A 26327-nucleotide genomic window follows, 5' to 3' on the forward strand; every position below is an offset into this window, starting at 1 on the left:
CATGGCGACTACCGCGAAGAAGGCGGAAGAGGCTCCGGAACAGCAGACCGACGCGCCGGACGGCCCGTTGCTCGACCTGTCGGATGCCGCGGTCAAGAAGATGATCAAGGCCGCCAAGAAGCGCGGCTACGTGACCTACGAGGAGCTCAATCAGGTGCTTCCCTCCGAGGAAGTCACCTCCGAGCAGATCGAGGATACGATGGCGATGCTCTCCGACATGGGCATCAACGTCATCGAGAACGAGGAAGCCGAGGAAAACGACGACTCGGGCGATGAGGAGGAAGGCGGCGAGCTGGTCGTCGCCCAGCGCACCGCGGTCGCCACCACGTCCGCGAAGTCCGAGCCCGCAGACCGCACCGACGATCCCGTGCGCATGTACCTGCGCGAGATGGGCTCGGTCGAGCTGTTGTCGCGCGAGGGCGAGATCGCCATCGCCAAGCGCATCGAGGCCGGCCGCGAGGCGATGATCGCCGGGCTTTGCGAGAGCCCGCTGACCTTCCAGGCCATCATCATCTGGCGCGACGAGCTCAACGACGGCAAGATCCTGCTGCGCGACATCATCGACCTCGAAGCGACCTATGCCGGCCCGGATGCCAAGGCGCCGGCCGCCGACAACAACAACGTCCAGGACGCGGCGAAGGACGAAGCCGAAAAGCCCGCCGCCAAGGGCAACGGCAAGGCCGCGGCCGACGGCGAGGCGTCCGAGAACGCCGAAGGCGAGGGCGACGGCGACGACGACGACGACGAATACGAGGCCAACATGTCGCTGGCCGCCATGGAGGCGGAGCTGAAGCCTCAGGTGGTCGAGACCTTCGACACCATCGCCGCGAACTACAAGAAGCTGCGCAAGCTGCAGGACCAGCACGTCGAGAACCGGCTGAAGAACGCCAATCTCTCGCCGAGCCAGGAGCGCCGCTACAAGAAGCTCAAGGAAGAGATCGTCGTCGAGGTGAAGAGCCTGTCGCTGAACCAGCAGCGCATCGACGCCCTGGTCGAGCAGCTCTACGACATCAACCGCCGCCTGCTGGGCTACGAGGGCCGGCTGTTGCGCCTGGCCGAATCCTACGGCGTCGACCGCGAGGACTTCCTCAAGCAGTACCGCGATCACGAGCTCGACCCGCACTGGATCCGCCGCGTCGCCAATCTCGGCGCCAGGGGCTGGAAGGACTTCATCGCCTCCGAAAAGGACACGACGAAGGACATCCGCTCGGCGATCCAGCAGCTCGCCACCGAGACCGGCCTGGAGATCGGCGAATTCCGCCGCATCGTCCACATGGTGCAGAAGGGCGAGCGCGAGGCCCGCATCGCCAAGAAGGAGATGGTGGAGGCCAACCTGCGCCTCGTCATCTCGATCGCCAAGAAGTACACGAACCGCGGCCTGCAGTTCCTCGACCTGATCCAGGAAGGCAACATCGGCCTGATGAAGGCCGTCGACAAGTTCGAGTACCGCCGCGGCTACAAGTTCTCCACCTACGCCACGTGGTGGATCCGCCAGGCGATCACCCGCTCGATCGCCGACCAGGCGCGCACCATCCGCATCCCGGTGCACATGATCGAGACGATCAACAAGATCGTTCGCACCTCGCGCCAGATGCTGCACGAGATTGGCCGCGAGCCGACGCCCGAGGAACTGGCCGAAAAACTCGCCATGCCGCTGGAAAAGGTGCGCAAGGTCCTGAAGATCGCCAAGGAGCCGATCTCTCTCGAGACGCCGATCGGCGACGAGGAAGACAGCCATCTCGGCGACTTCATCGAGGACAAGAACGCCGTGCTGCCGATCGACGCGGCGATCCAGGCGAACCTGCGCGAGACCACCACGCGCGTGCTCGCCTCGCTCACCCCGCGCGAGGAACGTGTGCTGCGCATGCGCTTCGGCATCGGCATGAACACCGACCACACGCTGGAGGAAGTCGGCCAGCAGTTCTCGGTGACGCGCGAACGCATCCGCCAGATCGAGGCCAAGGCGCTGAGAAAGCTGAAACACCCGAGCCGCTCGCGGAAATTGCGGAGCTTCCTCGACAACTGAGGCGGGCTTTCAGGACTGGACATGGAAGACGGCGGGCCTCGGCCCGCCGTTCTTCGTTTTCCTACCCGAACAGCGCCTTCGTCTCGTCGAGCAGAACGCCGCCGGTGATCTCGATCGTGCGGAACGGCGCCTGCGCGGCGATCTCGGCGGAGGGGACCATGATCTGGTGCATCCTGGTCGACAGCCAGTCGATAGAGACGCCGTAGACGACGCGGCCGAAGCCGCACCAGACGATCGCGCCCATGCACATCGGGCAGGGCTCGCCCGTCGTATAGAGCGTCGCGCCGTGCATCGCCTCGGCGCCATGCTCGGCGATGCAGGTGCGGATCGCGACCATCTCGCCATGCGCCGTCGGGTCGCGCGGGACGCCCGCGCTGCGGCCGGGATTGAAGCCGCGCGCGATCACCGCGCCGTCCCTGACGATCACGGCCGCGAACCGCTTCGTGTTGGAGGCGGCCAGATCGACCGCCTGGCGCATGAAGCCGTCGTCCTCCGGCCGGGCCGGCTGCGCGACGGCGCCGGCGCTGGCGGATCGCGGTTTCAGCAGGACGGGCGCCAGCAGGGCGGGGGCAAGAGCCGAGGCGGTTCCCGCGGCGATACGCGCGAGCTGCCTTCGGGTCGGGCGGCAGCAGGTGTGGTTGGTCTCGCCGGTCATGTCGGTCGGCCTCCGCGTTGTGCCTGCCGACACGATAGCAAAAAGCCCCCCGTTCAGGAGCGGAGGGCTTTCTGTTTCGTCATCGCTGGGGTAGGGCGCCGGTCAGGCCTCCTTGCCGACGTACTCGTTGATCAGCTTCTCGTTGCGCGCCTTCTCGATCTTGGAGGCGAGCTGCTCGGCGACCATGTCGTCCGTGCGGAACTTCACGAAGTTCACCAGGGCGGCGGTCAGGAGCAAAACGCCCATTCCCCAGTAGCCCTTGGTGGACAGGTCGACCGGGGCGAGCCAGACCGACAGGGCCAGCATGAAGTAGGCAACGACCACGGCGGCGCCGTTGAAGGTGATATAGATCTGATTGCGGTTCATCGTTTCAGTCCTCGTGTCTTGGTTCGATGGATCTGGTTGTGATCAGGCGGCCGTCTCGCCGGCCTTTGCTTCAGGGGCCTTCCCGGCCTTGCCCTTGAGACGGGCGAGGACGTCGTCGGCCCGGACCTTGTCCTGCGGACCGAAGCCGGCGGCGGCCATGCGGTCCTTGACTCCGTCGTGGCTGAGCTCCGCCTCGATCTCGTCGAGAATGCCGCTCTCCTCGAACGGGTCGTCGCGGGCGATGACCTGCTCGATCAGGTCCTCTGCCTCACGGATCGGAGTCGTGTTGCCGATCGACCGGTTCAGCTTGCGCTGCGCCTTCCGTTCGGCATCGATCGCCTGTGCGGTGATCTGTCCCTGCTTGAGGTCGACGACGCGGCGGTGAGCCTTTTCGATGGAAAGGCGCATCCGCTTGATCTTCTCTTCAAGGCTCCTGTGCGTGACGACACGCACCTCGCGCTCGTTCTCAAGCTCGGCGATGGCCGCGGCGCCGTCATGGGCGTGCTTCTTGTCGCCGGCGTTCAGGGCCTGGCGCGTGCGTTCCTCCAGATCCCGTATCTGGCCGTTCAAGGCTTCAACCGACCGGCTTTGCGCCCGCTCGCGCAGGATGATCGATGCGAGGGTCTCCTTGGCGGCCGAGAGCGAGGCCTCCGCCTCGCGGATTTTCTGGCCGATGAGATCGACCGCGTAGTGGTCTTTCAGTTTCGCCTCGGCCCGGGCACCGGCGCCGGACATCAGCGTCTTGAACAGGTTCAACATGATTGCCTCCCTTGGCTCATAGATTTGAACAATGTTCACAAATGCACCATATCCTATTTTGAATGTCGTTCAAGAACTGTTTTGAACTGTGTTCAAAGACTGGTGGTTATGATTAATGAACGGTTACGGAACCGAATCGCGGCGGACCGCTCCGGGCTCTTCGCGCCCTCGGCGGGCGTCGTTTTGAGCGGCGGCATCCGGAGGCGGAGCCGGGAGGCAGAACATGACACTGAACAAGACTGAGGTGCGCGAGCGCGCGCTCGAGGTCGCCGGCCAGCTGATGGCGGCGGAAGGCGGCGAGGGGCTCAAGGCCCGCGCCGTCGCCAAGGAGGTCGGGGTCTCGGTCGGTACGATCTACAATATCTTCGGCGACCTCGACGATCTTCAGAGGGCGGTCAATCTGAAGCTGCTCGACGCGCTCGGCGCGGCCAGCGAGACGGTTATGACCGAGATGCGGCAAGCCGGGGTTACCGATGTGCGCGCGCTTCTGATCGGCCTGGCCCGCACCTATTTCGACTTCGTCCGAGCCAACACCCGCCACTGGCAGGCGCTGCTTGCCCTGAACGCCCGCATTCCGCTTTCCGACCAGCCGGATTGGTACGCGGATCGCTTCGATCTCCTGTTCGGGATCATCGGCGATGTGCTGCGCGCCACGCCGCTCGGCGGCGACGATGAACGGCGCAACGTCGCCGCGCACGCCCTTTGGGCGAGCGTGCACGGCATCGTCACCGCCGGCTACGCGCGGCGCGGCCGCCTGGACGGGGAGACGGAGATCTGGCGGCAGGTCGACATGCTGATCAGCGCGTTCCTGAAGGGGCTGGACAGGGCCTGAAGGGGCTGGCCGGACCTGAAAAAGGCTGGAACGACTGCCCCACCCACAGGCAGCACGAAAGCGAACGGCACCTATGACGCCGGCGCGGTTTGTCCCCGCTCCCGCGCCCGTGCTACCTCCCTGGCGTCTATCAACGGAGGCTTTCCATGACCTGGCGCGTGTATCTTTCCGGCGAGATCCATACCGACTGGCGCGAGCGCATCGTCGAGGGGGCGCGGGCCGCCGGCCTCGACGTCGCCTTTTCCGCGCCGGTGACCCATCACGAGGCGTCCGACGATTGCGGCGTGGCGATCCTGGGACGCGAGCCCGACAAGTTCTGGCACGACCAGAAGGGCGCGCGGCTCAACGCGATCCGCACCCGTACGCTGATCGGCGACGCCGATGTCGTCGTCGTGCGGTTCGGCGACAAGTACAAGCAGTGGAACGCGGCCTTCGACGCGGGCTATGCCGCGGCGCTGGGCAAGCCGCTGATCATCCTGCACCCGGCGGAGCACCAGCACGCGCTGAAGGAGATTGACGCCGCGGCGTCCGCCGTCGCCGAAACGCCCGAGCAGGTGGTGGCCTTGCTTCGTTACGTCATCGACGGCGCCCTGGAGGGCTATACCGGCCGGCAGGCGGCGGAATAGCCGCCATCCATTCCGGATCCCGTCCCCGCAAGCGGGCGCACGCGAAGGCGCGAACGCGGCCCCGAATTGGTCTCGACTTGCCAGGACCCAACGAGATCGCTTCCCTTAAGGCAAGGGGGAGGCGATCCGGATTGGCCGGAAATCACGGCGGATTCTCTGTGTTTTGGGCCGATTTGGTGTTGGCGCCGGACCCATCGGTCGGCAAGCCGCGGATATGGGGTGGCAATAGTTCCCCTACCGGGAACGCTGCATTCCGTTTTTTGCGCCTTGTGACCGTCTGAAACATTCGAAACACTTTTTTTCGCTGCCGGCCGTGCAGCTGAAACGTATGGCAGCGAAAGTGACACCCGTCGGTCGCGGTATTAGCGTCGCAGACGGGACTTTAGAAGGTGCCACCGGTTTCCGTAGGGCGACGAGGGCCCCCAACCTCGTAGCCCGTTGCTGGGATCCAATTCCAGCCGGAACCGGCGGCGCCGACTAACACCCCGCTGTCCCCCGCGTTCTCGTCTCGCCATACGCTTGCGCCGTTGCCGACGAGGGCGATGCCGCCCTTCCTCCTACGCGGTGTCGCCCCCGATCTCGCAGCGGCGTCCCGGATTTCCCCGGTCCGGACGCCGCTGGCATTTTCCACCCGCCCCCACCCACACCGAGCCGGACTCCGGCACTTTGCCGGCGGGCGCGGATGTCGAAATCCGGACATTTCCTGTCGTGATTTGCAATCGCGTCACATTCGGCCTATATGGGGTGCGTCCAACCAAATATTTCTGTCTCGACGCGGAGGGTTATCGCTCTCGGTGCTGGAGATGCTTGTCTGTTAATCAGGAGGTAAAACGACGTCCAATGGGGGATAATATGACAGAGCTTGATAAGACGGGAAAAATTGTTCTTGATCATGTCTATAACAAGCCCGACCCGAGGCCGTATTTTTCTGCCCTTCAAGCCTTCGATTATTCGATCCCCGGCGAGGCGGCGCCCGTCTTCCGGCAGGTGATCGCGGCCCTGCGCGAGACGGGTGAAACCCAGCCGCTGAATCTCGTCGACCTGGGCTGCTCCTATGGCGTCAACGCGGCGATCCTCAAGCACGGCCTCAGCATGGACGAACTCTACGGCCGGTATGCGGGCGCCGAGACGGCGGACCTCGACCGCGACATCCTGATCGCGCGCGACCGGGACTTCTATACGGACAATCCGGCCGACCCGGACCTCGAGTTCTTCGGCCTGGACGTGGCCGACAAGGCGATCGACTACGCGGTCGAGACGCAGATGCTGGACGGTGGCATCGCGGCGAACCTGGAGACGGGCGCCCTGCCGGACACCGCGGCCGAGCCGGTCTCCGAGGCGGATCTCGTCATCTCGACCGGGTGCATCGGCTATGCCAGGCAGTCGACCCTGAAGAAGATCATCGAGGCCGGCGACGGCAATCCGCCCTGGATGGCGCATTTCGTGCTGCGCATGTTCCCGTACGAGCCGTTCGACGATCTGCTCAGCGAGTACGGCTATGTGACCGAGAAGCTGCCCGGCACCTTCCGCCAGCGGCGGTTCGCCTCGGCTGCCGAAGAGGCGCGTGTCCTCGACAATCTGGCCGCGCTCGGCATCGATCCGAGCGGCAAGGAGGCGGAGGGCTGGTACCACGCCGAGTTCCACCTGTCGCGGCCGAAGGCGGCGGCCGAGGCGGCTCCGCTGGAGCGCCTGTTCCGGCACTAGCGGCCCTGTCGGTCATGAGGCGGCGGTCATGACGGGGCGGTCATGGCGGGTTGGCGGGCGGACCCGGTGCGCTTGACGGCGCGTCCCGATTGCGGCCTAACAGCGTCATGACCGATGCCCAGACCAAGACCATAGACCTCGTCGCCCGCTACTACCGGGCTTTCAACACCGGCAATGTCGAGGGAATGCTCGACTGCCTTGGCGATCACGTCGTCCACGACGTGAACCAGGGCGAGCGGCGGGTGGGCAAGGAAGCGTTTCGCGAGTTTCTCGCCCATATGAACCGCTGCTACACAGAGCAGGCCGTGGACCTCCTGGTGATGGCCACGGACGACGGCGCGCGCGCCGCCGCCGAGTTCACCATCCTCGGCGCCTATCAGGTGACCGACGAAGGGCTGCCGGAGGCGCGGGGTCAGACCTATCGGCTGCCGGTGGGCGCCTTCTTCGAGATCGAGAACCACCGCATCGTCCGCGTCACCAACTACTACAACCTGAAGGACTGGGTCGCTCAGGTGGAGGCGTAGGTGGGCGTCGAGATCACGACGCTGTCGGGCGACGGCGTCGCGCCGATCATCGCCCCGATCATCGACGGCCTGGCGCGCCTGCGGATCTCGGTTTTCCGCGACTTCCCCTATCTCTACGCGGGCGACCGTGCCTACGAGGCGCGCTATATCGGCGATTTCGTCGCGATCCCCGGCGCCGCCGTCGTGGCGGCGATGGACGGCGGCCGGCTGGTGGGCGCGGCGACCTGCGCCCCGCTCGCCGGCGAGGTGGCGGCCTTCCGCAGGCCCTTCGAGGATGCGGGGATGGATGTCTCGCGGTTCTGCTATTTCGGCGAGTCCGTGCTGGACCCGGCCTATCGCGGGCAGGGCATCGGGCACCGGTTCTTCGATGGCCGCGAGGCGCATGCCCGCGCGCTGGGGCTCGACCACGCGACCTTCTGCGCGGTGATCCGTCCCGAGGACCATCCGATGCGGCCCGCCGGCTACCGCCCGCTCGACGCCTTCTGGACCAAGCGCGGCTACGGCAAGGTCGACGGTCTTGTCGGCCGGTTCTCCTGGACGGATATCGGCGCGGAGGCCGAGACCGACAAGCCGATGCAGTTCTGGACGCGGGCGCTGTAGCGCCTGCGCCTTATTCCTTGATTTCCCAGGTCACGCTGACAGTGACGCTGAGCGACTGCTCGCCGGCCTCGACCGGCACGGCGGGTGCGGCTTCGGCACGCATCATCATCGCCTTGCGCGGCGCCGGCGCGAAGCCGCCGGCCTCGGCGATCGACTGGATGCGCGAGAGTTCGACGCTGGCGGCGTCGGCATAGATCCGGGCCTTGCGGGTCGCATCGGCAATGGCGAGGCCGCGGGCCTCGTCGAGGCGCTTGTCGGCGTCGGAGACGATGAAATCGATACCGTTGATCCGGTTGGCGCCGACGGTGACGGCCTTGTCGAGCACGCCCCCGAGCGTGTCCAGATCGCGTACCTTGACCGCAACGGAGTTGGTCACCGAGTAGCCGACGATCTTCGGCGACTCGGCGTCGTCTCCGTTCTTGGGATAGTGGTAGCGGGGCTGCACGCTGAAGCCGGAGGTCTGGATGTCCCTGGCCTCGATATCGGCCTCTTTCATCGCCGCGATCACGGCGGCGATCGCTTCGTTGTTGGCGTCGAGCGCCGCGCGGGCGGTCTCGGCCTCGGTGACGACCCCGGAATGGATCAGGGCCATGTCGGGCCTGGCGAGGATCTCGCCGGTGCCGGTCAGCGAAAGGGTCGGGCGGGGGGCTTCATCGGCGTGCACCGGGCGGGCCATCAGCGCGGCGGTGACGATCGCGCCGGCAACCAGGCCGGCCCTCAGGATGACGGTAAGATGCATCGGATCCTTTCCGTTGCGGGTCTCAATGTTGGGGGAGACCTTCACCACCCAATTGAGACCGCAATACGGCGCCGTTATCGGAATATCGTGGTTAACGATGCGTAAAACCTGTCGATAAGGCGCCGTTTTAGAGCGGATTGGATCGGATCAGGCCCGGCGGTCGCGGATCAGGCCGGACCGCTCGATCACCTCGGGGATCGAGGCCTCGTTGAGCGGGGCCATGATATGGGCGCCGGCGACCCCGTCGATCCCGGCAAGCTGCTGCAGCAGCTCGACGCAGATCGTGCGGCCTTCCGCCTTCGGGTCGGCGGCCCGTTCCATGCGCTCGACGATCCACTCCGGCATGGTGACGCCGAAGAGCTTGTCGCGCATCCAGATCGCCGAACGGGCGGAGGCGAGGGGGGCGACGCCGATCAGGACATGCACCTTGTCGGTCAGCCCGTGGTCGGCCAGGCGGGCCACATAGCGGCGCACGACCTCGGGGTCCATGCAGAACTGTGTCTGGACGAACTGGGCGCCGCCGGCGACCTTCGCCGCCAGGCCGTCCGGGGTCCAGTCCGGCGCCGGGTCGATCGGCATGTCGGCGGCGCCGATGAAGAACGGGGCGTCGCCCTTCACCTCGCGGCCCGACGGCAGTTCGCGGCGGTCGCGGATGCCGATGACGGTCTCGGTGAGGCCGCGCGAATCGAGATCGAAGACCGGCTTGGCGTCCGGCTGGTCGCCGGCGGTGGGATCGTCGCCGCGCAGGATCAGGAGGTTTCGGATGCCGAGGGCGGCGGCGCCCATCAGGTCGCTCTGGATGGCGATGCGGTTGCGATCGCGGCAGGTCATCTGCATCACCGGCTCGACGCCGGCGCCGGCCAGCAGCGCGGCGGACGCGAGCGAGCACATGTGCGACCGGGCGCCGGCTCCGTCGGTGACGTTGACGGCGTCGGCGAGCCCCTTCAGCGGCATCGCCTTGTCGAGCAGCAAGCGCGGGTCCGTCGCCGCCGGGGGAACCAGCTCGGCGGTGATGGCGAAATGGCCGGCCTCCAGCACGGTCTGGAGATTGCTCTTGTGGTCTGCTTCTTCGGCCATGCCGGCGGGTCCCTTCCAGTTCTGGTGTCGTTGCGACCGGTCCGCCGGCGCGTCTTGGATGTAACTACCCAAGCCCGCGGCAGCGGTTCGATCAAGCCTGTCCCGGAAAGAAAGCGCCCGGCGACCGCTCGATCGCCGCTTGTCCTCAGAACATCGGCGGGTAGGGCCGGCCGCCGCGATCGAGCGTGATCCAGCGGGTCTCGGTGAAGGTCTCCATCGACCAGCGGCCCCCGTGCTTGCCGACGCCCGAGGCCTTGACGCCGCCGAAGGGCACGTGCGGCTCGTCGTTCACCGAGGAGCAGTTGACGTGGCAGTTGCCGGTGTCGAGCCGCCCGGCGATCGCGAGCCCGCGGCTCTCGTCCCCGGTCATCACCCCCGCCGACAGGCCGTATTCCGTATCGTTGGCGATGCGGATCGCCTCCTCGTCGGTCCGGAACGGGATCACCGGCACGACCGGGCCGAAGGTCTCTTCGTCATAGATCTTCATGCCGGGCGTGACGCCGGTCAGGATCGTCGGCTCGACGAAGCGGCCCTCGATCTTGCCGCCGAGCGCGATCTCGGCGCCCTTGGCCAACGCGTCTTCCAGCTGCGCGCGCACCTTGTCGACCTGCTTGTCGTTGATCAGCGGGCCGATGATGTTGCCCTTGTCCCTGGTCGGATCGCCGACGCCGAGCCTGGCGGCGCGTTCGACGAACTTCGCCAGGAACTGGTCGAAGATCTTCTCGTGGACGAGCACCTTCTCCACCGACATGCAGATCTGGCCCTGATGCATGAACGCGCCGAAATTGGCGGCCTGGGTGGCGCGTTCCATGTCGGCGTCGTCGCAGACGATGAGGGAATCCTTGCCGCCGAGCTCGACGCAGCATTTCTTCAGGTGCGCGCCGGCCTTGGCCGCCACCTGGCGGCCGACGGCGGTCGAGCCGGTGAACGAGATGCCCTTCACGTAAGGGTTCTCGATCAGCTCGTCTCCGACCTCCTGCACCTTGTCGCGCGAGCAGGTGACGACGTTGAGGACGCCTTCCGGCACGCCGGCCTCCTCGAATACCTCGGCGAACAGTAGGCCGCCGCAATAGGGCGTTTCCTCGGAGGGCTTCAGCACCACCGTGTTGCCGGCGGCGATCGGGAAAGCCAGGCCGCGCGCGGTCAGAAGCACCGGGAAGTTCCACGGGCTGATCACCGAGACGACGCCCATGGCGCGGCGTACCGCCATCGACATCTTGCCGTATTCCGAGGGCAGCACCTCGCCGACCGACTGGTAGTTGGCGGCCGCGGCGGCATGGAATATCTCCGGAACGTATCCGGTCTCGAACATGCCCTTGCCGAACCAGCCACCGCCCTCGGCCTGCAGCGCCTCGACGATCTCCATCTTCCGCTTCTCGAAGACCTCGGCCACCTTCAGCATGTAGTGGGCGCGCTTGGTGAAGGGCAGCTCGGACCAGGCCGGAAAGGCGGCCTGGGCGGCCTCGATCGCGGCGCGCGCTTCGGTGCCGCCGGCATCGGGCACCTGCGCCCAGACCGAGCCGTCGGCCGGGTTGTAGTCGGCGAAGGTCGACGGGGCTGTCGACCAACCGCCCGCGATGTACATGCCTTCGAATACTCTCGCCATCGTCGTCTCCCTGGTACGTGTGTCGTTGGATTCCGCCGCCTTCTTCCCGGCTGCTGTTGCAATGGGTCCTGGATCAAGTCCAGGACACACGGCTGTTCGTGAGGCTTGGCCGCGCCTCGAAAACAAAGGCGCGTCCCGGACCTGATCCGGAACCCAAAGGGCCGTGCCGTGTGCTTGTGGCCATCGTCTTCATCCCCTGGCCCTGCGCGCCCTTATGTGGGCCGCGTGAATTGCGCTGGCCCGGTCGGCCAGCTCAGCGGCCATGCGGCTCAGCGCGCTGACGTCGCCCTTGGCGCCCGGCGGGTTGCCCTGCGGGGCGGCCGGTGGGCTGGCCGGCGCCTGCTCTGCGGCCTCGTCCGTCTGCGCCGCCCGCCGCGCGCGGATGTGGGCGGCGTGGATCTCGGCTGCCCGCGTGGCCAGGTCGGCGGCCATGCCGGCGAGGGCCTTGGCGTCCGGATTCTCGTGCGCGGCGGCGGCACTCACCGCGCGCAGGCTTGCGATGTGGGCGGTCTGGATGTCGGCGGCGCGCCGGGCGAGGTCGCCGGCCATCCGTGACAGGTCCCGCGCCGTCGCTGCAGGGTCGATGGCGACGGGTTCTCCGCGTGGTTGCACTGCCGGTTCGGTTTCCGCCGCCCCGCCCAGATAGGCGCGGCGCACGGCGGGATCGCCGGCGAGCGCGGCGGCGGCGTTCTCGCCGACGATGTGGCCGTTTTCCAGAAGGTAGCCGCGGTCGGCGATGGCGAGGCTCTGCCTGGCGTTCTGCTCGACCAGCAGGATGCCGACGCCGGTCTCGCCGATGGCCTTGAGCGTCCTGAACAGCTCCGTGCACAGAAGCGGCGACAGGCCGAGCGAGGGCTCGTCCAGCATCAGGATGTCGGGACGGCTCATCAGCGCGCGGCCGATGGCCACCATCTGCTGCTCGCCGCCGGACATGGTGCGGGCGATCTGGCCGCGGCGCTCGGCGAGGCGGGGAAACAGCGCGAAGACGCGGCGGAGATTGGCGCTTTCCCCGGCGCGGGCGCGGCGGGCGTAGGCGCCCAGCGTTAGGTTCTCCAGGACGGTCAGATCACCGAAGATGCCGCGGCCCTCGGGCACCAGCGCGATGCCGCGCTCGACGATCTCGGCGGGGCTCAGTCCGGCGATCGGCCGGTCGTCCATCGCGACGGCCGAGCCGGGCGCGGGAACGACCATGCCCGCGATCGCCTTCAACAGCGTCGACTTGCCGGCGCCGTTGGCGCCCAGCACGACGCAGATCTCGCCTTTGCGCACATGCACCGAGACGTTCTCGAGCGCCTTGTGGCGGCCGTAGAAGACGGACAGGGCCTTGGTCTCAAGCATCGGACTCCCCCAGATAGGCGCGGACGACCTCCGGATCCGACAGAACGTCCTCGACGCTGCCGTCGGCGATTGTCCTGCCGGTGTTCATGACGACGCAGCGGTCGCAGAGCGAGCGGATCGCGTCCATCACGTGCTCCACCATGACGATGGTGCGCCCTTCCTCGCGCAGCGCGGCGACCAGCTCGATGCCGATCTTCAGCTCGCTCGGGTTGAGGCCGGCGAGCCATTCGTCGAGCAGCAGCACGCGCGGGTCGCCGGCGAGCGCGCGGGCGAGCTCGAGCCGCTTCTGGTCGATATAGGTCAGCGCCGTCGTCGGCGTGTCGCCGCGTCCGGCAAGACCGACCCGGTCGAGCAGGTGGCGGGCGCGGTCGCGAACCTCTCCGCCCCAGGACTGGCGGTGGCCGAACACCGCGCCGGCGATGACGTTGTCCTCGACGCTGAGCGAGGGCAGGACGCGGACGAGCTGGAAGGTGCGGGCGACGCCGGCCCGGGCGATGGCGTGGGCGGGCAGGCCGGAGATGCGTTTGCCGTCGAGCGTGATCGCGCCGGCGGTGGGCTTCAGCGCGCCGGAAATCAGGTTCAGCATGGTGGTCTTGCCGGAGCCGTTCGGCCCGATCAGGCCGAGCAGCTCGCAGGGCATGACGTCGAAGCTGACGTCGTTGACGGCGACGAGGCCGCCGAACGCCTTGCGGGCGCCGTCGATGGCGAGCAGAGGCCTGGGCCGCGGGCCGGCGTTCGGGCTGGCGTTCGGGGCGAGCGCGGGCGTCATGCGATCCACCGCGTCTTTCCGGCCGGCTGCGCCGCGCCGCCCCTGAGCCGGGCGTAGGCGGTTTCGATCCAGCCGGTGATGCCGTTGGGGATCAGGTAGACGACCGCCAGGAAGGCGAGGCCCATCAGGATCGACGTGTGGTTGGGAAACTGCGCCGAGACCGCGTCGAAGACGATGGTGAAGGGGATGACGCCGACGAGCGGGCCCCACAGCCGCCTGGTGCCACCGAGCAGCGCCATGATCACCACCTGGAAGGAGATCATCGGGTTGAAGGCCGACGGCGGCTCGATATAGGCGAAGCGCGGGGCGAGGATCGCGCCGACGACGCCGATGAAGGCGCCGGAGACGACGAACAGCAGCACTTTCGCCCGCGCGGTGTCGATGCCGACATGGGCCGCGACCGTCTCGTCGTTGCCGATGATGCGCATGGCGAAGCCGAGGCGGGAGCGGTTGATCGCCCAGCCGGTCAGGAAGATCGCGGCGGTCAGCGCCAGCAGCATCCAGAAGATGTGAGTCTCGGTGAAGTCGGTGAAGACGTAGAGGCCGATGCCGGTGGTGAAGTTGGTCTGTACCCAGGTGACGATCTGGCGGATCAGTTCGGCCAGCCCGAGGGTGAAGATGACGAAATATACGCCCGACAGCCTGAGCGTCGCCAGCCCGACGAGCGCGGCGACGAAACCGGACAGGACGGCGGCGATCGCCACCAGCAGCCAGAACGGCAGGGTGTCGATGCCGATGCCGACCGTGTAGGTGCCGATGCCGAAGAAGGCGGCGGTGGCGAGCGAGATGTAGTGGGTCGGTCCCGAAAACAGCGTCCAGGCGGTGCACAGGGCCGCGTACATGACGATGTTGACGCCGAGCGACAGGTAGTAGCCGTCGTCGAACAGGGGCAGGCAGGCGATGCCGGCGAATGCCAGCGCGGCCAGCAGCCCGACGCCGATCTCGTGCGGTTCCGGCCGGTTCATGCCTGCTTCCTCCCGAAGATGCCCTGCGGCCGGAACAGCAGGGTCAGGACGAACAGGAAGTAGGTCGCCGCCAGCGTCAGGCCGGGGTCGATCAGGCTCGCCACCGTCGTCTCGGCGACGCCGAGGATCAGGGCGGCGAGCACCGCGCCGCGCACGTCGCCGACCCCGCCCATGATGACGATGATCAGCGCCTTCATGGTGAAGACGACGCCCATCGAGGCGTTGAACGTGTAGAAGGTCGACAACAGCCCGCCGGCCGCCGCGGTCAGCGCGCCGCCGAGCGCGAAGGCGAAGGCCGAGGCCCGGGCGACGTCGATGGCGACGAGGCCGGCGGAGACCGGATCGACGGCGACGGCGCGCACGGCGGTGCCGTAGCGGGTGTGGTACAGGAACAGGTAGAGGGCGCCGGCGATGATCACGGCGGCGAGGAAGGCGACGACGCGGTTGAGCCCGAAGGGGCTGCCGAAGATGTCGAAGGGCTCGGCGAGGAAGGCGTAGCTGAAGTATTCGCCGCCGAAGCCGAGCAGCATCAGGCCCTGGAACAGGAACATCAGGCCGAAGGTGGCCAGGATCGAGTCGACCTCGAGCTGGCCGCGGTTGCTGGCGCGCGTCACCAGCGGGCGCAGCAGCAGCGCATAGACGAACCAGTTGATCACGAACGCGGCGGGGGCGACGAAGCCGAGGCTCGCGATCGGATTGATGTGCAGGACGGAGAAGAACCAGAACGCGCCGAAGCAGGCGGCGACCAGCGTCTCGCCGGTGGCCAGGTTCATGATGCGCGCGACGCCGTACTGGAGCGTCAGCCCCAGGGCGATGAGCGCGTAGGTCCCGCTCAGGAGTACGCCGGTTACAACGATTTCCATCGGGCCTTTCCGGTTCCGGACACCCGGCGCGGAGTATACCCCGCGCCGGATGAGGGAGTGTTAAAGGCGCTTACCAGCCCGTCTTGGCCACCGGCGCGACCGCGCCGTCGAGGCCGGTCGAGGCGACGCCGTGGAACTGGCCGTCCTTCCACTGGCCGACGGTCCAGAACGTCCGGTTGACGTTGCCGTCGAAGGTCATGCCGCCCATGATCGTGTCGAACGAGCCGTTGGTGAGCTGCTCGATGACCTTGGCCTTGTCCAGCGTTCCTGCCCGCTCGATGGCCTGCTCGAGGACCTGCAGGCTCGAATACATCACCGGGCTCGCCCAGTAGTCCGCGCCGACGCCCGTGACCTCCTGGTGCTGCTTGTACCAGGCCTGCATCGCCTCGGTGTCGGGATTGACGCCGCCGGCGCCGAGAACGCCCTCGGCCGAGGCGCCGAACTTGCCGACATAGGCCGGGAAGGCGGTGGCGACGCCGACATAGAAGGCGCCGACGTCGAGGCCGGCGATCTTGGCCTGGTCCGTCAGGCCGAAGGTGTCGGGCGGATAGGAGAAGGCGATGAAGGCGTCCGGATCGGCGTTCTTGGCCTCGCTGATGACCGGGGCGAGATCCTGGGTGCCGAGCGGATATGAGGAGTCGTAGACGATCTCGAAACCGGCCTTCTCCAGCGCTGGCTTGCCGGCATTGGCGAGCTCGATGCCGAAGGCGTCGGCAACGTTGACCACGGCGACCTTGTTGCCGATGGCGCCGGCGTCCTTGAGCGTGGTCAGGACGTCGGCGACCGACTCGGCGAAGGCCGTCGAGGTGCCCAGCGTCCAGAACGAGTTCGGCCAGCGCGCGGCCGACTCGTCGACCTTGTCGGACACCGCGGTGACGGCGATCTGCGGGTAGCCGTACTTGGCGAACAGCGGCGCGGTGGCGAGGTTCAGGCCGGTGCCGTAGGGCGCGACGATGAAGTCGGCCTTGTCGACGGTGGCGAGGCGCTGGATGTTCTTCACCGCCTCCTCCCCCGAGGTGCGGTCGTCATACTCGATCAGCTCGACCTTCATCTGCTTGTCGCCGACCTTTATGCCGCCCTTTTCGTTGACGTTGTGCACCCAGAGCTGAAGCGCCGGCCAATGGGTGACCGCGGCGCCGCCGGCCAGCGGGCCGGTCTTGGGGGCGCTGGCGCCGATCTTGATGGTGTCCTGGGCGGCGGCGGTCCCCGCCGTCAGGCTGCCGGCCACCAGCGCGGCGGCGCCGATCTTGAGGATGTCTCTGCGTTTCATGGTGTCCTCCCTGGTCGTAAGCGGTTTTCCGTTCTCGTTGCCCGATCCGACCGTTCAGATCGGGTAGTGCTGCGGTTCGGTCTGGATGGTGATCCAGCGCAGTTCCGTGAACTCGTCGATGCCGGCCTTGCCGCCGAAGCGGCCGTAGCCGGACGCCTTGATGCCGCCGAACGGCATCTGCGCCTCGTCGTGGATGGTCGGCGCGTTGATGTGGCAGATGCCGGACTCGATCGCCTGCGCCACCTTGAGCGCGCGGGCGATGTCGCGGCCGAAGACGGCGGCGGCGAGCCCGTATTCGGTGTCGTTGGCGACGGAGACGGCCTCCGCCGCGTCGGCGACGCGGATGACCGAGGCGACGGGGCCGAAGGATTCCTCGTAGTAGATGCGCATGGTCGGGATCACGTCGGCGAGGATCGTCGGATCGACGAAGACGCCGTGCTGGCTGCCGCCGGCGACCAGCCGGGCGCCCTTGCGCACCGCGTCGTCGATCAGCCCCTTGACGCGGATCGCGGCCTGTTCGGTGATCATCGAACCGAGCTGGCAGGCGGGATCGGACGGATCGCCGGCGCGGATGGCCAGGGCGCGCGCCTTGAAACGGGTCAGGAACGCCTCGGCGACCGTCTCGTCGACGATGATGCGCTCCGTCGACATGCAGATCTGGCCCTGGTGGAAGAACGCGCCGAACACGGCGGCGTCGACGGCCTCGTCGAGATCGGCGTCGTCGAGAACGATCAGCGGCGCCTTGCCGGAAAGCTCCAGCAGGCAGCGTTTCAGGTGGCGGGCGCAGGTCTCGGCGATGATGCGGCCGACGCGGGTCGAGCCGGTGAAATTGACGCGGCGGACGGCGGGATGGGCGATGAGTGCCTCGACGATGCGGTCGGCGTCGTCGGGCGCGTTGCTGACGACGTTGAGGGCGCCGGCCGGCAGGCCCGCCTCCTGGAACACCTCGCCGATCAGGCCGTGGGTGCGCGGGCACAGCTCCGAGGCCTTGAGAATGACGGTGTTGCCGCAGGCCAGCGGCCAGGCGGCGGCGCGCACGCCGAGCACGATCGGCGCGTTCCAGGGCGCCAGCGACAGCACGACGCCACAGGGCTGGCGAACCGCCATGGAGAACGAGCCGGATTTGTCGGCGGGGATCACCTCGCCGGCGAGCTGGGTGGTCATGGCGGCGGCTTCGCGCACGATCGACGCCGCCAGGCGGCAGTTGTATTCGCCCCAGCCGCGCGTCGCGCCGGTCTCGGCCGTCATCGCCCCGGCGAAATCGTCGATGCGGGTGAGGATCAGGTCGGCGACGCGGTTCAGCGTCTCGCGGCGCGCGTTCGGGCCGAGGCCGGACCAGACGGGAAAGGCGGAGGCCGCGACATTGGCGGCGTGGACGGCGTCCTCGACGCTGGCGGCGGCGGCGCGGGTCGCGACCGCGCCGGTGATCGGATTGACGCGTTCGAAGGTCGCGGCGTCCGAGGCCGCGACGCTTTCGTTGCGGATGAGGAGTGCTGCGTCGAGCATCTCCCGTCTGTCCTCCCGGTCACCCGGTCCCGGCCGTCGCGGTCATGTCGTCGTATTGGCCGGGGCAGGCGTTGTTAGTGATCTTTTCAGCAGTGCGGTCTCGGGCCGCTTGTGCCGGTGTCGCCTAGTCTTCAACCATAGAAGGCATTAGCTGGTTTAAAATGCAGATATGTCGGTTTCTCTTGCGAATATCTGGCTATTTGCGCCGGGCAGATCTATAAAAAACACTCCTAAACTTGCAAAATGAGCCGAGCATGGCGCTGCAAGCCGCATCAGCCTCCGTCCCGATCCGGGCCGAACGCATCGAAAGCGGCCTGCAGGCGCGGCACTGGTCGCTGAACCGCGAGGCCGCGGCGGCGGCCCGGCAGATCATCCTGCTGGCCGACGGCGAGGGGGAGGCCGAGACGGACGGCATCGCCTATCCGGTCTCCGCGCCCGCGATCCTGTGGCTCGGCAGCGCCCGGCCGGTGCGGCTGCGGACCGGGGCCGGCGCCACCGGCTTCCTGGGTGGCATCGGCAACGCGGTGCTGGTCGATGCGATCGGCGACGAACCGGAGTCGGTCAGCCTGCGCTACATGGTCGACCGCACCTTCCAGCTTTCGCTGGCCGGCCAGCGCGTGCTCTCCGCCGATATCGTGCGTGCCTTCGAGGCGATCCTGCGCGAGCTGCGCCAGCCGCAGAGCGGGTCGCCGATGCTGATCGCGGCCCATGTGCGGATCGTGCTGGTCTCGATGTTGCGGATTTCCGGGGTCGAGGAGCCGGCGATGCGTGGGCGCGGGGAGAAATCGCAGGTGCTGCAGCGGTTCCGGCAGCTCGTCGAGATGCACTTCCGCGACCACTGGGCCGTCGCCCGCTATGCCGGGACGCTGGGCATCTCGCGCGACCGGCTGCACGCCATGTGCACCGCGTCGCTCGGCAAGGGGCCGAAGGCGCTGATCGCGGAGCGGCTGGCGCGCGAGGCGGGCCTGCGGCTCGAGCGCTCGACGCTGACCATCGAGCAGCTCAGCCATTCGCTCGGGTTTCGCGATCCGGCGCACTTCTCGCACTTCTTCAAGCGCACCACTGGCCTGACGCCCGGCCAATACCGCAGGATGATGGCTTCGTCCGATCCGGAGACGATCGCCGGATCGCCGGCGAGCTTCGCCGACTGGCCGTAGCGGGCGCTACCGGCCCGAGATCGTCGCCTGCTCGGCGTCGCCGGTCGTTTTGTCGGGCGTACCGGCGACATCGGCCGCGTCGCCGTCTATCTGCAGGCTGTCGCTGACGGACTGGCCGAAATGGTTGACGCGGTCGTCGTAGGTTTCCCGCGTTCTCTGGTCGAAGACGGCGACGGGGGCGGTGACCAGCAGGCCGGCGGCGGCGCCGATGTTTGCGCCGGTCGTCGTCGCGAACTGCCCGATGTGGTCGCCAACTCCGGGCTCGTAGGTGTTGAGATCCTGCCCGGCGGCGAGCTGCCGGCCGATCAGATGCACCGCCTGCGGGCTCTCGGCGAAGGTCGCGTGGTTCATCCGGTCGCTGGTTTTCTCGTTGGTGAGGTCGACGACGGCGATGCGTTCGCGGGCCAGTTCGTCGCGATAGCGCGGGTCGTTCGGATCGATGGCGCCGAGCCGGTCGGTGCTGCCCCACAGGCGGCGCGAGAATTTCAGCGCCTGGTCCTTCTGCGAGACGAACAGGGTGAAGCGCGGGCGCGGCTCGCCGAACGCGGCGACCTGGGTGCGGAACACGTCGACGTCGACGTCCGGCGCGGCCAGCATGACGTCGCCGATCTTGGTGGCGATGTGGCCGTTGCGGATCGCCATCTGGCGCAGGGATTCGAGCGTCAGCCAGTTGCCCATCGAATGGGCGAGGATCGAGATGTCGGACACCGACTTGTCGCGGGCGAGCCGGGCCAGAAACTCCTCCAGCGCGTCGCGCGAATAGTTCGTGCTCTCCCGGTCGTAGGTGTAGGAGAGCAGGTTGCCGCGCGAGGGCCAGGTGAACAGCACCGGCACCACGTCGGCGTCGGAATCGTGGACGATCTGCGCGAAGCGGTAGACCGCGTCCTCGAAACGGTTGTTGTAGCCGTGGACGAAGACAAGAACGTGCCGGCCGGGCGTTCGCGCGATCTTGTCCTTGAATCGGGCGATCGCCGCGTCCTGGTCCATGTATTCCGACCTGACCGTGACGAAATCGCGCTCCGGATCGCCCGGCAGACGTCGCGGCCACTGAACCTCGCCGACCGTGCGGTTGTCTTCGGGCGGGATCGAGATCGCGAGGTCGGCATAGGCCATCCGGCTGCCGCGGTCGCCGGAGAACATCAGCGCGGGTTGCGTGTCGTCCGGGCTGCGGGTGGTGGCGACCAGGATTTCGACCTGCTCGGTGCCGTAGACCGGCCCGGGAAACGGCTCCAGAACGCCGGTCGCGCGCGTCGAGCAGCCGGCGGCCAGCCCCGCCAGCGCCAGCAGCGCCGCGATGCGGCCGAGGGGCCGTGCGAACGGTGCTTTCTGCGAACTCGAACCGAAAATCATGCAAACGCGATCCCGCCGCCGGAGCCTGGTTAATTTAGTCGGCGCGCGAGCTTCTATATCGGGTTTTGGCGCCGCTGTCGCCATTCTCGAATCGGAATGGTCACCGGCCCGCGCCGGATCGGGGACGGCTCGCCGCGCCGCGCCGCCGGTGCTATCGGTAGTCCCAGAAGACAAATGGGGGGAGAAACCGATGAGCCTCGATACGTCAACGATATTCGCCCTGCCGGATGATGCCGACAGCGCCGTGCTGGTGGGGCGCGTCTGGCGGCCCGATGTCGGCGGACCATCGGTGGTGGCGGTTCGCGACGGGACGGTCGTGGATATTTCGGCGGCCGTGGCGACGATGCGCGACCTCTGCGAGCACGCCGACCCGGCGGCGGTCGCGAAGGCGACCCAAGGTGAACGCGTGGGCGACCTAGCCGACGTGCTAGCCAACGCGCCGCGCGAGCGACGCGATCCCGCCAAGCCGTGGCTGATCGCCCCGATCGACCTGCAGGCGGTGAAGGCGGCCGGCGTCACCTTCGCCGTCAGCATGCTGGAACGGGTGATCGAGGAGCAGGCCGCCGGCAAGCCCGAACGCGCCGCCGAGATCCGCGCCATGATCACCGAGACGATCGGCCAGGATCTGTCGACACTGCAGCCAGGCTCCGAGCAGGCGATGGCGCTGAAGGCCTATCTGATCGAGAAACAGGCCTGGTCGCAGTATCTGGAAGTCGGAATCGGCCCGGACGCCGAGGTTTTTTCCAAGGCGCAGCCGATGTCGGCGGTCGGCCATCTGGCCGAGATCGGCATCCATCCGCGCTCCACCTGGAACAATCCCGAGCCGGAGGTGGTGCTGGCGGTCTCCAGCCGGGGCAGGATCGTCGGCGCCTGCCTCGGCAACGACGTCAACCTGCGCGATTTCGAGGGCCGCTCGGCGCTGCTGCTGTCGAAGGCCAAGGACAACAACGCCAGCGCCTCGCTCGGACCCTTCATCCGCCTGTTCGACGCCTCCTTCGGCCTCGATGACGTTCGCTCGGCGACTATTTCGCTGGAGGTGGTCGGCAAGGACGGATTCCGGCTCGAGGGGATGAGCGACATGGGCCGGATCAGCCGCGACCCGGCCGATATCGTCGGCCAGACGGTCGGCGAGAACCACCAGTATCCGGACGGTTTCGTGCTCTATCTCGGCACCATGTTCGCGCCGATCGAGGACCGCGACCACCCTGGCCAGGGCTTCACCCACAAGATCGGCGACGTGGTCACGATCGGCGCGGCGCGGCTCGGGCGGCTGTCGAACCGGGTGGTGCACTGCGCCGACGCCGAGCCGTGGACATTCGGAACGGCCGCGCTGATGCGCAACCTGGCGAAGCGGGGGCTGCTCTAGGACCGTTTGCCCGGCGGCGACCGTGGTGCAGTCGGCTTCACCGTACGCGGGTCTGGGCGCCCGTATCCTGACCGACGTGGTCGCGCAGGGCGTCGATCACCCGCATCATCATGGCGAGAAACCGATCGCGCTCGTCCGCCGACAGGCAGCCCAGTGCCGCCTCGTTGGCGTCGATGGCGCCCATGATCGCCGGCTCGAGTACGGCCTTCGCCTTGTCCGTCAGGTGCAGCGTCTGGGCGCGGCCGTCCGTCTCGTGCGGGCGGCGGAGGATGAGGCCGTCCCGCTCCATGCGCGACAGGGTGTTCGTCATGGTCCCCTGTTCGACGCCGAGGCGCTCGACCAGCAGGCGCTGGGTGACGCCGGGATCGCGCCAGATCTCCACCATGGTGGTGAACTGGGCCGGGGCGAGGCCATAGGGCTCGACGGCCTTCTGGAGCGCCTTGGTGAACAGGCGCCCCATCAGGTTGGCGAGATAGCCGGCGGATTCGCTGCGTTCGAATTTCATCGGCGCAGTTTAGCAAAGGCGCATGCTTTGCAAAGTGTATTGTATGCTTTGTAAATTTGCTTGCCCGGAGAGGCCCGCGACTGCGATAGTTGGGTTATCCTACTAGCGCGCTCGTCCGGCCGGGTATGGCCAGCGACGACTGCGACCGCGAATGAAGACGATCAGACGACGGGAACGCCCATGGCAACCGAACCCTGTTTCGACGTCGCCCATCTCGGCCATGTCGAGCTCTTCACGAACAAGCCCGAGCAAAGCCTCGATTTCTTCGTCAATGTCTATGGTCTGACCGAAAGCGGCCGCGACGGCGATTCCGTCTATCTGCGCGCCTGGGACGACTACGAGTTCCACACGCTCAAGCTTACCGCCTCGAAGGCCACGGGCATGGGCCACGTGGCCTACCGCACGTCCTCGCCGCAGGCGCTGGAGCGGCGCGTCAAGGTGATCGAGGACATGGGCTGCGGTATCGGCTGGATCGACGGCGATCTCGGCCATGGCAGGGCCTTTCGCTTCAACGATCCGGACGGCCATGTCTTCGAGCTCTACTACGATACCAACGACTACCTGCCGCCGGAGGCCGAGAAGCCGGCGCTGAAGAATATCGCCCAGCGCTACCATGGACGTGGCGTGGCCGTGCGCCGGCTCGATCACCTCAATCTTCTGGCGACCGACGTCTCCAAGATCCGCGACTTCATGGTCACGTCGCTCGGCAGCCGGGTCACGGAAATGATCCAGCTCGACAACGGCCGGCTCGGCGGCTGCTGGTTCACCGTCAACAACAAGTCCTATGACGTGGCCTTCACCGAGGATCACACCGGCATCCCGGCGCGTTTCCATCACATCACCTATGCCGTCGACCAGCGCGAGGACGTGCTGCGGGCCGCCGACATCTTCCTGGAAAACGGCGTCTTCATCGAGACCGGCCCGCACAAGCACGCGATCCAGGGCACCTTCTTCCTCTATGTCTACGAGCCCGCCGGCAATCGCGTGGAGGTCGCCAATGCCGGCGCGCGGCTGATCCTGCGTCCCGACTGGAAGCCGGTTGTGTGGACGGAAGCCGAACGCAGGAAGGGCCAGGCCTGGGGCCTGAAGACCATCGAGTCCTTCCACACGCACGGCACACCGCCGGCGGAATCGGTCGAGTAGGGCAGGCGCGGGACATGGCCCTGATCGTCAGGCGGGAAAAGGTGTCCGTCTTTTGCAAACTGATCGTGCGAGCGAAGATATCGGCGTAGTCGACACCGGGAGCCATGGATGGCCAGCAAGACCGCCCTCGTCATTTCCGCCCATTCCGCCGATTTCGTCTGGCGCTGCGGCGGTGCGATCGCCCTGCACCAGCAGCGCGGCTACGACGTCACCATCGTCTGCCTGTCATTCGGCGAGCGCGGCGAGAGCGCCAAGCTGTGGAAGCAGGACGGCGCGACGCTGGAGCATGTGAAGGCCGCGCGCCGCAAGGAGGCGGAAGCCGCCGCCCGGGCGCTGGAGGCCCATGACATCGCGTTCTTCGATCTCGGCGACTATCCGCTGGAGATGGACCGCGAGGCGAAGTATCGGCTCGTCGACGTCATCCGCAAGGTGCAGCCGGCGTTCATGCTGTCGCACTCCATGGACGATCCCTACAACACCGATCACCCGTACGCGACGAAGATGGCGCTGGAGTGCCGGATGATCGCGCAGGCCTGGGGGCACAATCCGGGCGAGACGGTCCTCGGCGCGCCGCAGCTCTACCTGTTCGAGCCGCACCAGACCGAGCAGTGCGGCTGGAAGCCCGACACGATCCTCGACATCACTCCGGTCTGGGACCGGAAGCGCCGGGCCATCGAGTGCATGGAAGGCCAGCAGCATCTCTGGGACTACTACACCAACGTGGCCCAGAACCGCGCCAACCAGTTTCGTCGCAATTCCGGCGGACAGTCGGGCGGGCGCGAGGCGAAATACGCCGAAGCCTTCCAGTCGATATTCCCGCGAACCGTGGATGAACTGTGATGTCCGGTATCGTCGTCCAGACCATCGAGCGCGCCGACACGGCCCAGCTCGCCGAACTCGCCGATTGCGGCGTCGCCACCGTTCACGAGGCGATCGGGCGGACCGGCATGCTGGCGTCCTACATGCGGCCGATCTATGCCGGCGCGCGGATCGCCGGCTCCGCGGTGACCGTGTCGATCCCGCCCGGCGACAACTGGATGATTCATGTCGCCGTCGAGCAGTGCCGGGCGGGAGACATCCTCGTCGTCGCGCCGACGAGCCCCTGCGACAACGGCTATTTCGGCGAATTGCTGGCCCGTTCGCTGATGGCGCGCGGGGTGCAGGGGCTGATTATAGACGCGGGCTGCCGCGACGTGCGCGATCTCACCGAGATCGGCTTTCCGGTCTGGTCTAAGGCGGTTTCGGCGCAGGGCACCGTCAAGGAGACGCTGGGCTCGGTGAACGTGCCGGTCGTCTGCGCGGGGGCGCTGATCAATGCCGGCGACGCGATCGTCGCCGATGATGACGGCGTCTGCGTCGTGACGCGCGAGGCGGTGCCCGACGCCGTCGCCCGGTCGCGGGCGCGCGAAGCGAAAGAGGCGGAGACGCGCAAGCGCCTGATGGCGGGCGAGCTCGGCCTCGACATCTACGGCTTCCGCGATCGCCTGAAGGCCAAGGGCCTGAGATATGTCTGAGCTGGCCCATGTCTGAGGGCATCCGCTGCATGTGGATGCGCGGCGGCACCTCTAAGGGCGGGTATTTCCTCGCCGCCGACCTGCCTTCCGACCCGGACGAGCGGGACGCCCTCCTGTTGGGTGTCATGGGCTCGCCGGATGCCCGCCAGATCGACGGGATGGGCGGCGCCGATCCACTGACGTCCAAGGTTGCGGTGGTGAAGCCGTCCGAGCGACCGGACATCGACGTCGACTATCTGTTCCTGCAGGTCTTCGTCGACCGGCCGATCGTCACGGACGCGCAGAACTGCGGCAATATCCTGGCCGCCGTCGGTCCCTTCGCCATCGAACGGGGACTGGTGACGGCGCAGACAACGCGGACCGACGTGCGCATCTTCATGGAAAACACCGGCCAGGTCGCGGTCGCGACCGTCGAGACGCCGGATGGCCATGTGCGCTACGACGGCGGAGCCCGCATCGACGGGGTGCCCGGCACGGCGGCGCCGATCCCCATCGCGTTCGAGGATACGGCCGGCTCCTCCTGCGGTGCGCTGCTGCCGACCGGCAATGCCGCCGATGTGATCGAAGGCGTCGCGGCGACCCTGATCGACAACGGCATGCCGACCGTGGTGATGCGTGCCCGCGACCTCGGTATCACCGGCCAGGAGACGCCGGCGCGGTTGGAAGAAAACGCCGACTTGCGGGCACGGCTCGAGGCGATCCGCCTGAAGGCCGGGCCGATGATGGCTCTCGGCGACGTCGCCGAGACGTCGGTACCGAAGCTGACGATGGTCTCGCCGCCGAAGGCGGGCGGGGCGGTCTCGACGCGGACCTTCATTCCCCACCGCTGCCATTCCTCCATCGGCGTGCTCGGCGCCGTCAGCGTGGCGACCGCTTGCCTGCTGCCGGGAAGTCCGGCAGCGGAGCTTGCCGCGATCCCCGAAGGCCGCGAGAAGACGCTGTCGATCGAGCATCCGACCGGCGAGATGACCGTGGTGGTGACGCTCGACGATGCCGGCGCGGTGCAGCGCGCGGCAATCCTCAGGACCGCGCGCAAACTGTTCGACGGGGTGGTGTTCGCCGATTAG

25 protein-coding genes and 1 pseudogene are annotated in these 26327 nt (G+C 67.4%); 12 read left to right on the top strand and 14 right to left on the bottom strand.

The genetic code is table 11. The features are described 5' to 3' along the window. Position 1 precedes the first annotated feature (1 nt). Complete coding sequence (rpoD, locus tag MUB46_RS23250) at positions 2-2026, top strand: RNA polymerase sigma factor RpoD (RefSeq protein ID WP_261618365.1); 2025 nt, start codon at positions 2-4, stop codon at positions 2024-2026. Positions 2027-2087: 61 nt separating this feature from the next. Here the strand turns inward: rpoD and MUB46_RS23255 are convergent, their stop codons facing one another. From MUB46_RS23255 to MUB46_RS23265, 3 genes are all read right to left on the bottom strand, one after another. Further along, complete coding sequence (locus tag MUB46_RS23255) at positions 2088-2681, bottom strand: nucleoside deaminase (RefSeq protein ID WP_261618366.1); 594 nt, start codon at positions 2679-2681, stop codon at positions 2088-2090. 102 nt (positions 2682-2783) lie between these two features. Beyond that, positions 2784-3047, bottom strand: coding sequence for a YiaA/YiaB family inner membrane protein (locus tag MUB46_RS23260; RefSeq protein WP_261618367.1), 264 nt, complete (start codon positions 3045-3047; stop codon positions 2784-2786). A 42-nt stretch (positions 3048-3089) separates the two neighbouring features. Next, entirely contained in the window at positions 3090-3806 is a 717-nt protein-coding gene (locus MUB46_RS23265) for a PspA/IM30 family protein (protein WP_261618368.1), read from the bottom strand. Positions 3807-4029: 223 nt separating this feature from the next. On the opposite strand from MUB46_RS23265, the gene MUB46_RS23270 reads away from it, so the two are divergent. From MUB46_RS23270 to MUB46_RS23290, 5 genes are all read left to right on the top strand, one after another. Then, entirely contained in the window at positions 4030-4638 is a 609-nt protein-coding gene (locus MUB46_RS23270; protein WP_261618369.1) for a TetR/AcrR family transcriptional regulator, read from the top strand. Between the two features lie 146 nt (positions 4639-4784). Continuing rightward, complete coding sequence (locus MUB46_RS23275) at positions 4785-5264, top strand: YtoQ family protein (protein ID WP_261618370.1); 480 nt, start codon at positions 4785-4787, stop codon at positions 5262-5264. A gap of 852 nt (positions 5265-6116) precedes the next feature. Next, positions 6117-6968: a class I SAM-dependent methyltransferase gene (locus tag MUB46_RS23280; protein ID WP_261618371.1), complete on the top strand. Its 852-nt coding sequence runs from the start codon at positions 6117-6119 to the stop codon at positions 6966-6968. A gap of 107 nt (positions 6969-7075) precedes the next feature. Then, entirely contained in the window at positions 7076-7492 is a 417-nt protein-coding gene (locus MUB46_RS23285) for a ketosteroid isomerase-related protein (protein WP_261618372.1), read from the top strand. Beyond that, positions 7493-8092 carry a GNAT family N-acetyltransferase gene (locus tag MUB46_RS23290; protein ID WP_261618373.1) on the top strand — a complete coding sequence of 200 codons (600 nt, stop codon included), beginning with the start codon at positions 7493-7495 and terminating at the stop codon, positions 8090-8092. A gap of 10 nt (positions 8093-8102) precedes the next feature. On the opposite strand, the gene MUB46_RS23295 is transcribed toward MUB46_RS23290, so the two are convergent. The 9 genes and pseudogenes from MUB46_RS23295 to MUB46_RS23335 form a co-directional block, all read right to left on the bottom strand. Beyond that, positions 8103-8831 carry an SIMPL domain-containing protein gene (locus MUB46_RS23295; protein ID WP_261618374.1) on the bottom strand — a complete coding sequence of 243 codons (729 nt, stop codon included), beginning with the start codon at positions 8829-8831 and terminating at the stop codon, positions 8103-8105. Positions 8832-8978: 147 nt separating this feature from the next. Further along, positions 8979-9908 (bottom strand): methylenetetrahydrofolate reductase, encoded by a 930-nt coding sequence (locus MUB46_RS23300; protein ID WP_261618375.1) that lies wholly within the window; start codon positions 9906-9908, stop codon positions 8979-8981. A gap of 145 nt (positions 9909-10053) precedes the next feature. Next, positions 10054-11514 carry an aldehyde dehydrogenase family protein gene (locus MUB46_RS23305; protein ID WP_261618376.1) on the bottom strand — a complete coding sequence of 487 codons (1461 nt, stop codon included), beginning with the start codon at positions 11512-11514 and terminating at the stop codon, positions 10054-10056. Positions 11515-12147: 633 nt separating this feature from the next. Next, a pseudogene (locus MUB46_RS23310) lies at positions 12148-12852 on the bottom strand (ABC transporter ATP-binding protein); the annotation flags it as partial. Further along, complete coding sequence (locus MUB46_RS23315) at positions 12845-13621, bottom strand: ABC transporter ATP-binding protein (RefSeq protein WP_261618417.1); 777 nt, start codon at positions 13619-13621, stop codon at positions 12845-12847. The pseudogene MUB46_RS23310 and the gene MUB46_RS23315, both read right to left, overlap by 8 nt. Continuing rightward, the gene (locus MUB46_RS23320) at positions 13618-14586 is read right to left on the bottom strand and encodes a branched-chain amino acid ABC transporter permease (protein ID WP_261618377.1); all 969 of its coding nucleotides are present in this window, start codon (positions 14584-14586) and stop codon (positions 13618-13620) included. Before MUB46_RS23320 ends, MUB46_RS23315 begins: the two co-directional genes overlap by 4 nt. After that, positions 14583-15449, bottom strand: coding sequence for a branched-chain amino acid ABC transporter permease (locus MUB46_RS23325; RefSeq protein WP_261618378.1), 867 nt, complete (start codon positions 15447-15449; stop codon positions 14583-14585). The genes MUB46_RS23320 and MUB46_RS23325 overlap by 4 nt, the downstream gene beginning before the upstream one ends. Before the next feature lie 70 nt (positions 15450-15519). Beyond that, complete coding sequence (locus MUB46_RS23330) at positions 15520-16719, bottom strand: amino acid ABC transporter substrate-binding protein (protein ID WP_261618379.1); 1200 nt, start codon at positions 16717-16719, stop codon at positions 15520-15522. A gap of 54 nt (positions 16720-16773) precedes the next feature. Next, positions 16774-18225 (bottom strand): aldehyde dehydrogenase, encoded by a 1452-nt coding sequence (locus MUB46_RS23335; protein WP_261618380.1) that lies wholly within the window; start codon positions 18223-18225, stop codon positions 16774-16776. Positions 18226-18479: 254 nt separating this feature from the next. Here MUB46_RS23335 and MUB46_RS23340 point away from each other — a divergent pair, with 254 nt between their 5' ends. After that, complete coding sequence (locus MUB46_RS23340; protein ID WP_261618381.1) at positions 18480-19382, top strand: helix-turn-helix transcriptional regulator; 903 nt, start codon at positions 18480-18482, stop codon at positions 19380-19382. Between the two features lie 6 nt (positions 19383-19388). On the opposite strand, the gene MUB46_RS23345 is transcribed toward MUB46_RS23340, so the two are convergent. Next, entirely contained in the window at positions 19389-20732 is a 1344-nt protein-coding gene (locus tag MUB46_RS23345; protein WP_261618382.1) for an alpha/beta hydrolase, read from the bottom strand. A 190-nt stretch (positions 20733-20922) separates the two neighbouring features. Here MUB46_RS23345 and MUB46_RS23350 point away from each other — a divergent pair, with 190 nt between their 5' ends. Further along, the gene (locus tag MUB46_RS23350; protein ID WP_261618383.1) at positions 20923-22098 is read left to right on the top strand and encodes a fumarylacetoacetate hydrolase family protein; all 1176 of its coding nucleotides are present in this window, start codon (positions 20923-20925) and stop codon (positions 22096-22098) included. A gap of 37 nt (positions 22099-22135) precedes the next feature. Here the strand turns inward: MUB46_RS23350 and MUB46_RS23355 are convergent, their stop codons facing one another. Beyond that, complete coding sequence (locus tag MUB46_RS23355) at positions 22136-22603, bottom strand: MarR family winged helix-turn-helix transcriptional regulator (protein WP_261618384.1); 468 nt, start codon at positions 22601-22603, stop codon at positions 22136-22138. Positions 22604-22783: 180 nt separating this feature from the next. Between MUB46_RS23355 and MUB46_RS23360 the strand changes: the two genes are divergently transcribed. From MUB46_RS23360 to MUB46_RS23375, 4 genes are all read left to right on the top strand, one after another. Further along, complete coding sequence (locus tag MUB46_RS23360) at positions 22784-23746, top strand: catechol 2,3-dioxygenase (protein ID WP_261618385.1); 963 nt, start codon at positions 22784-22786, stop codon at positions 23744-23746. 108 nt (positions 23747-23854) lie between these two features. Beyond that, positions 23855-24586 (top strand): PIG-L deacetylase family protein, encoded by a 732-nt coding sequence (locus MUB46_RS23365; protein WP_261618386.1) that lies wholly within the window; start codon positions 23855-23857, stop codon positions 24584-24586. Then, the gene (locus MUB46_RS23370) at positions 24586-25260 is read left to right on the top strand and encodes a 4-carboxy-4-hydroxy-2-oxoadipate aldolase/oxaloacetate decarboxylase (RefSeq protein ID WP_261618387.1); all 675 of its coding nucleotides are present in this window, start codon (positions 24586-24588) and stop codon (positions 25258-25260) included. The genes MUB46_RS23365 and MUB46_RS23370 overlap by 1 nt, the downstream gene beginning before the upstream one ends. An 8-nt stretch (positions 25261-25268) precedes the next feature. After that, positions 25269-26327: a 4-oxalomesaconate tautomerase gene (locus MUB46_RS23375; RefSeq protein WP_261618388.1), complete on the top strand. Its 1059-nt coding sequence runs from the start codon at positions 25269-25271 to the stop codon at positions 26325-26327.

The organism is Microbaculum marinisediminis (assembly GCF_025397915.1).
GTDB lineage: Bacteria > Pseudomonadota > Alphaproteobacteria > Rhizobiales > Tepidamorphaceae > Microbaculum > Microbaculum marinisediminis.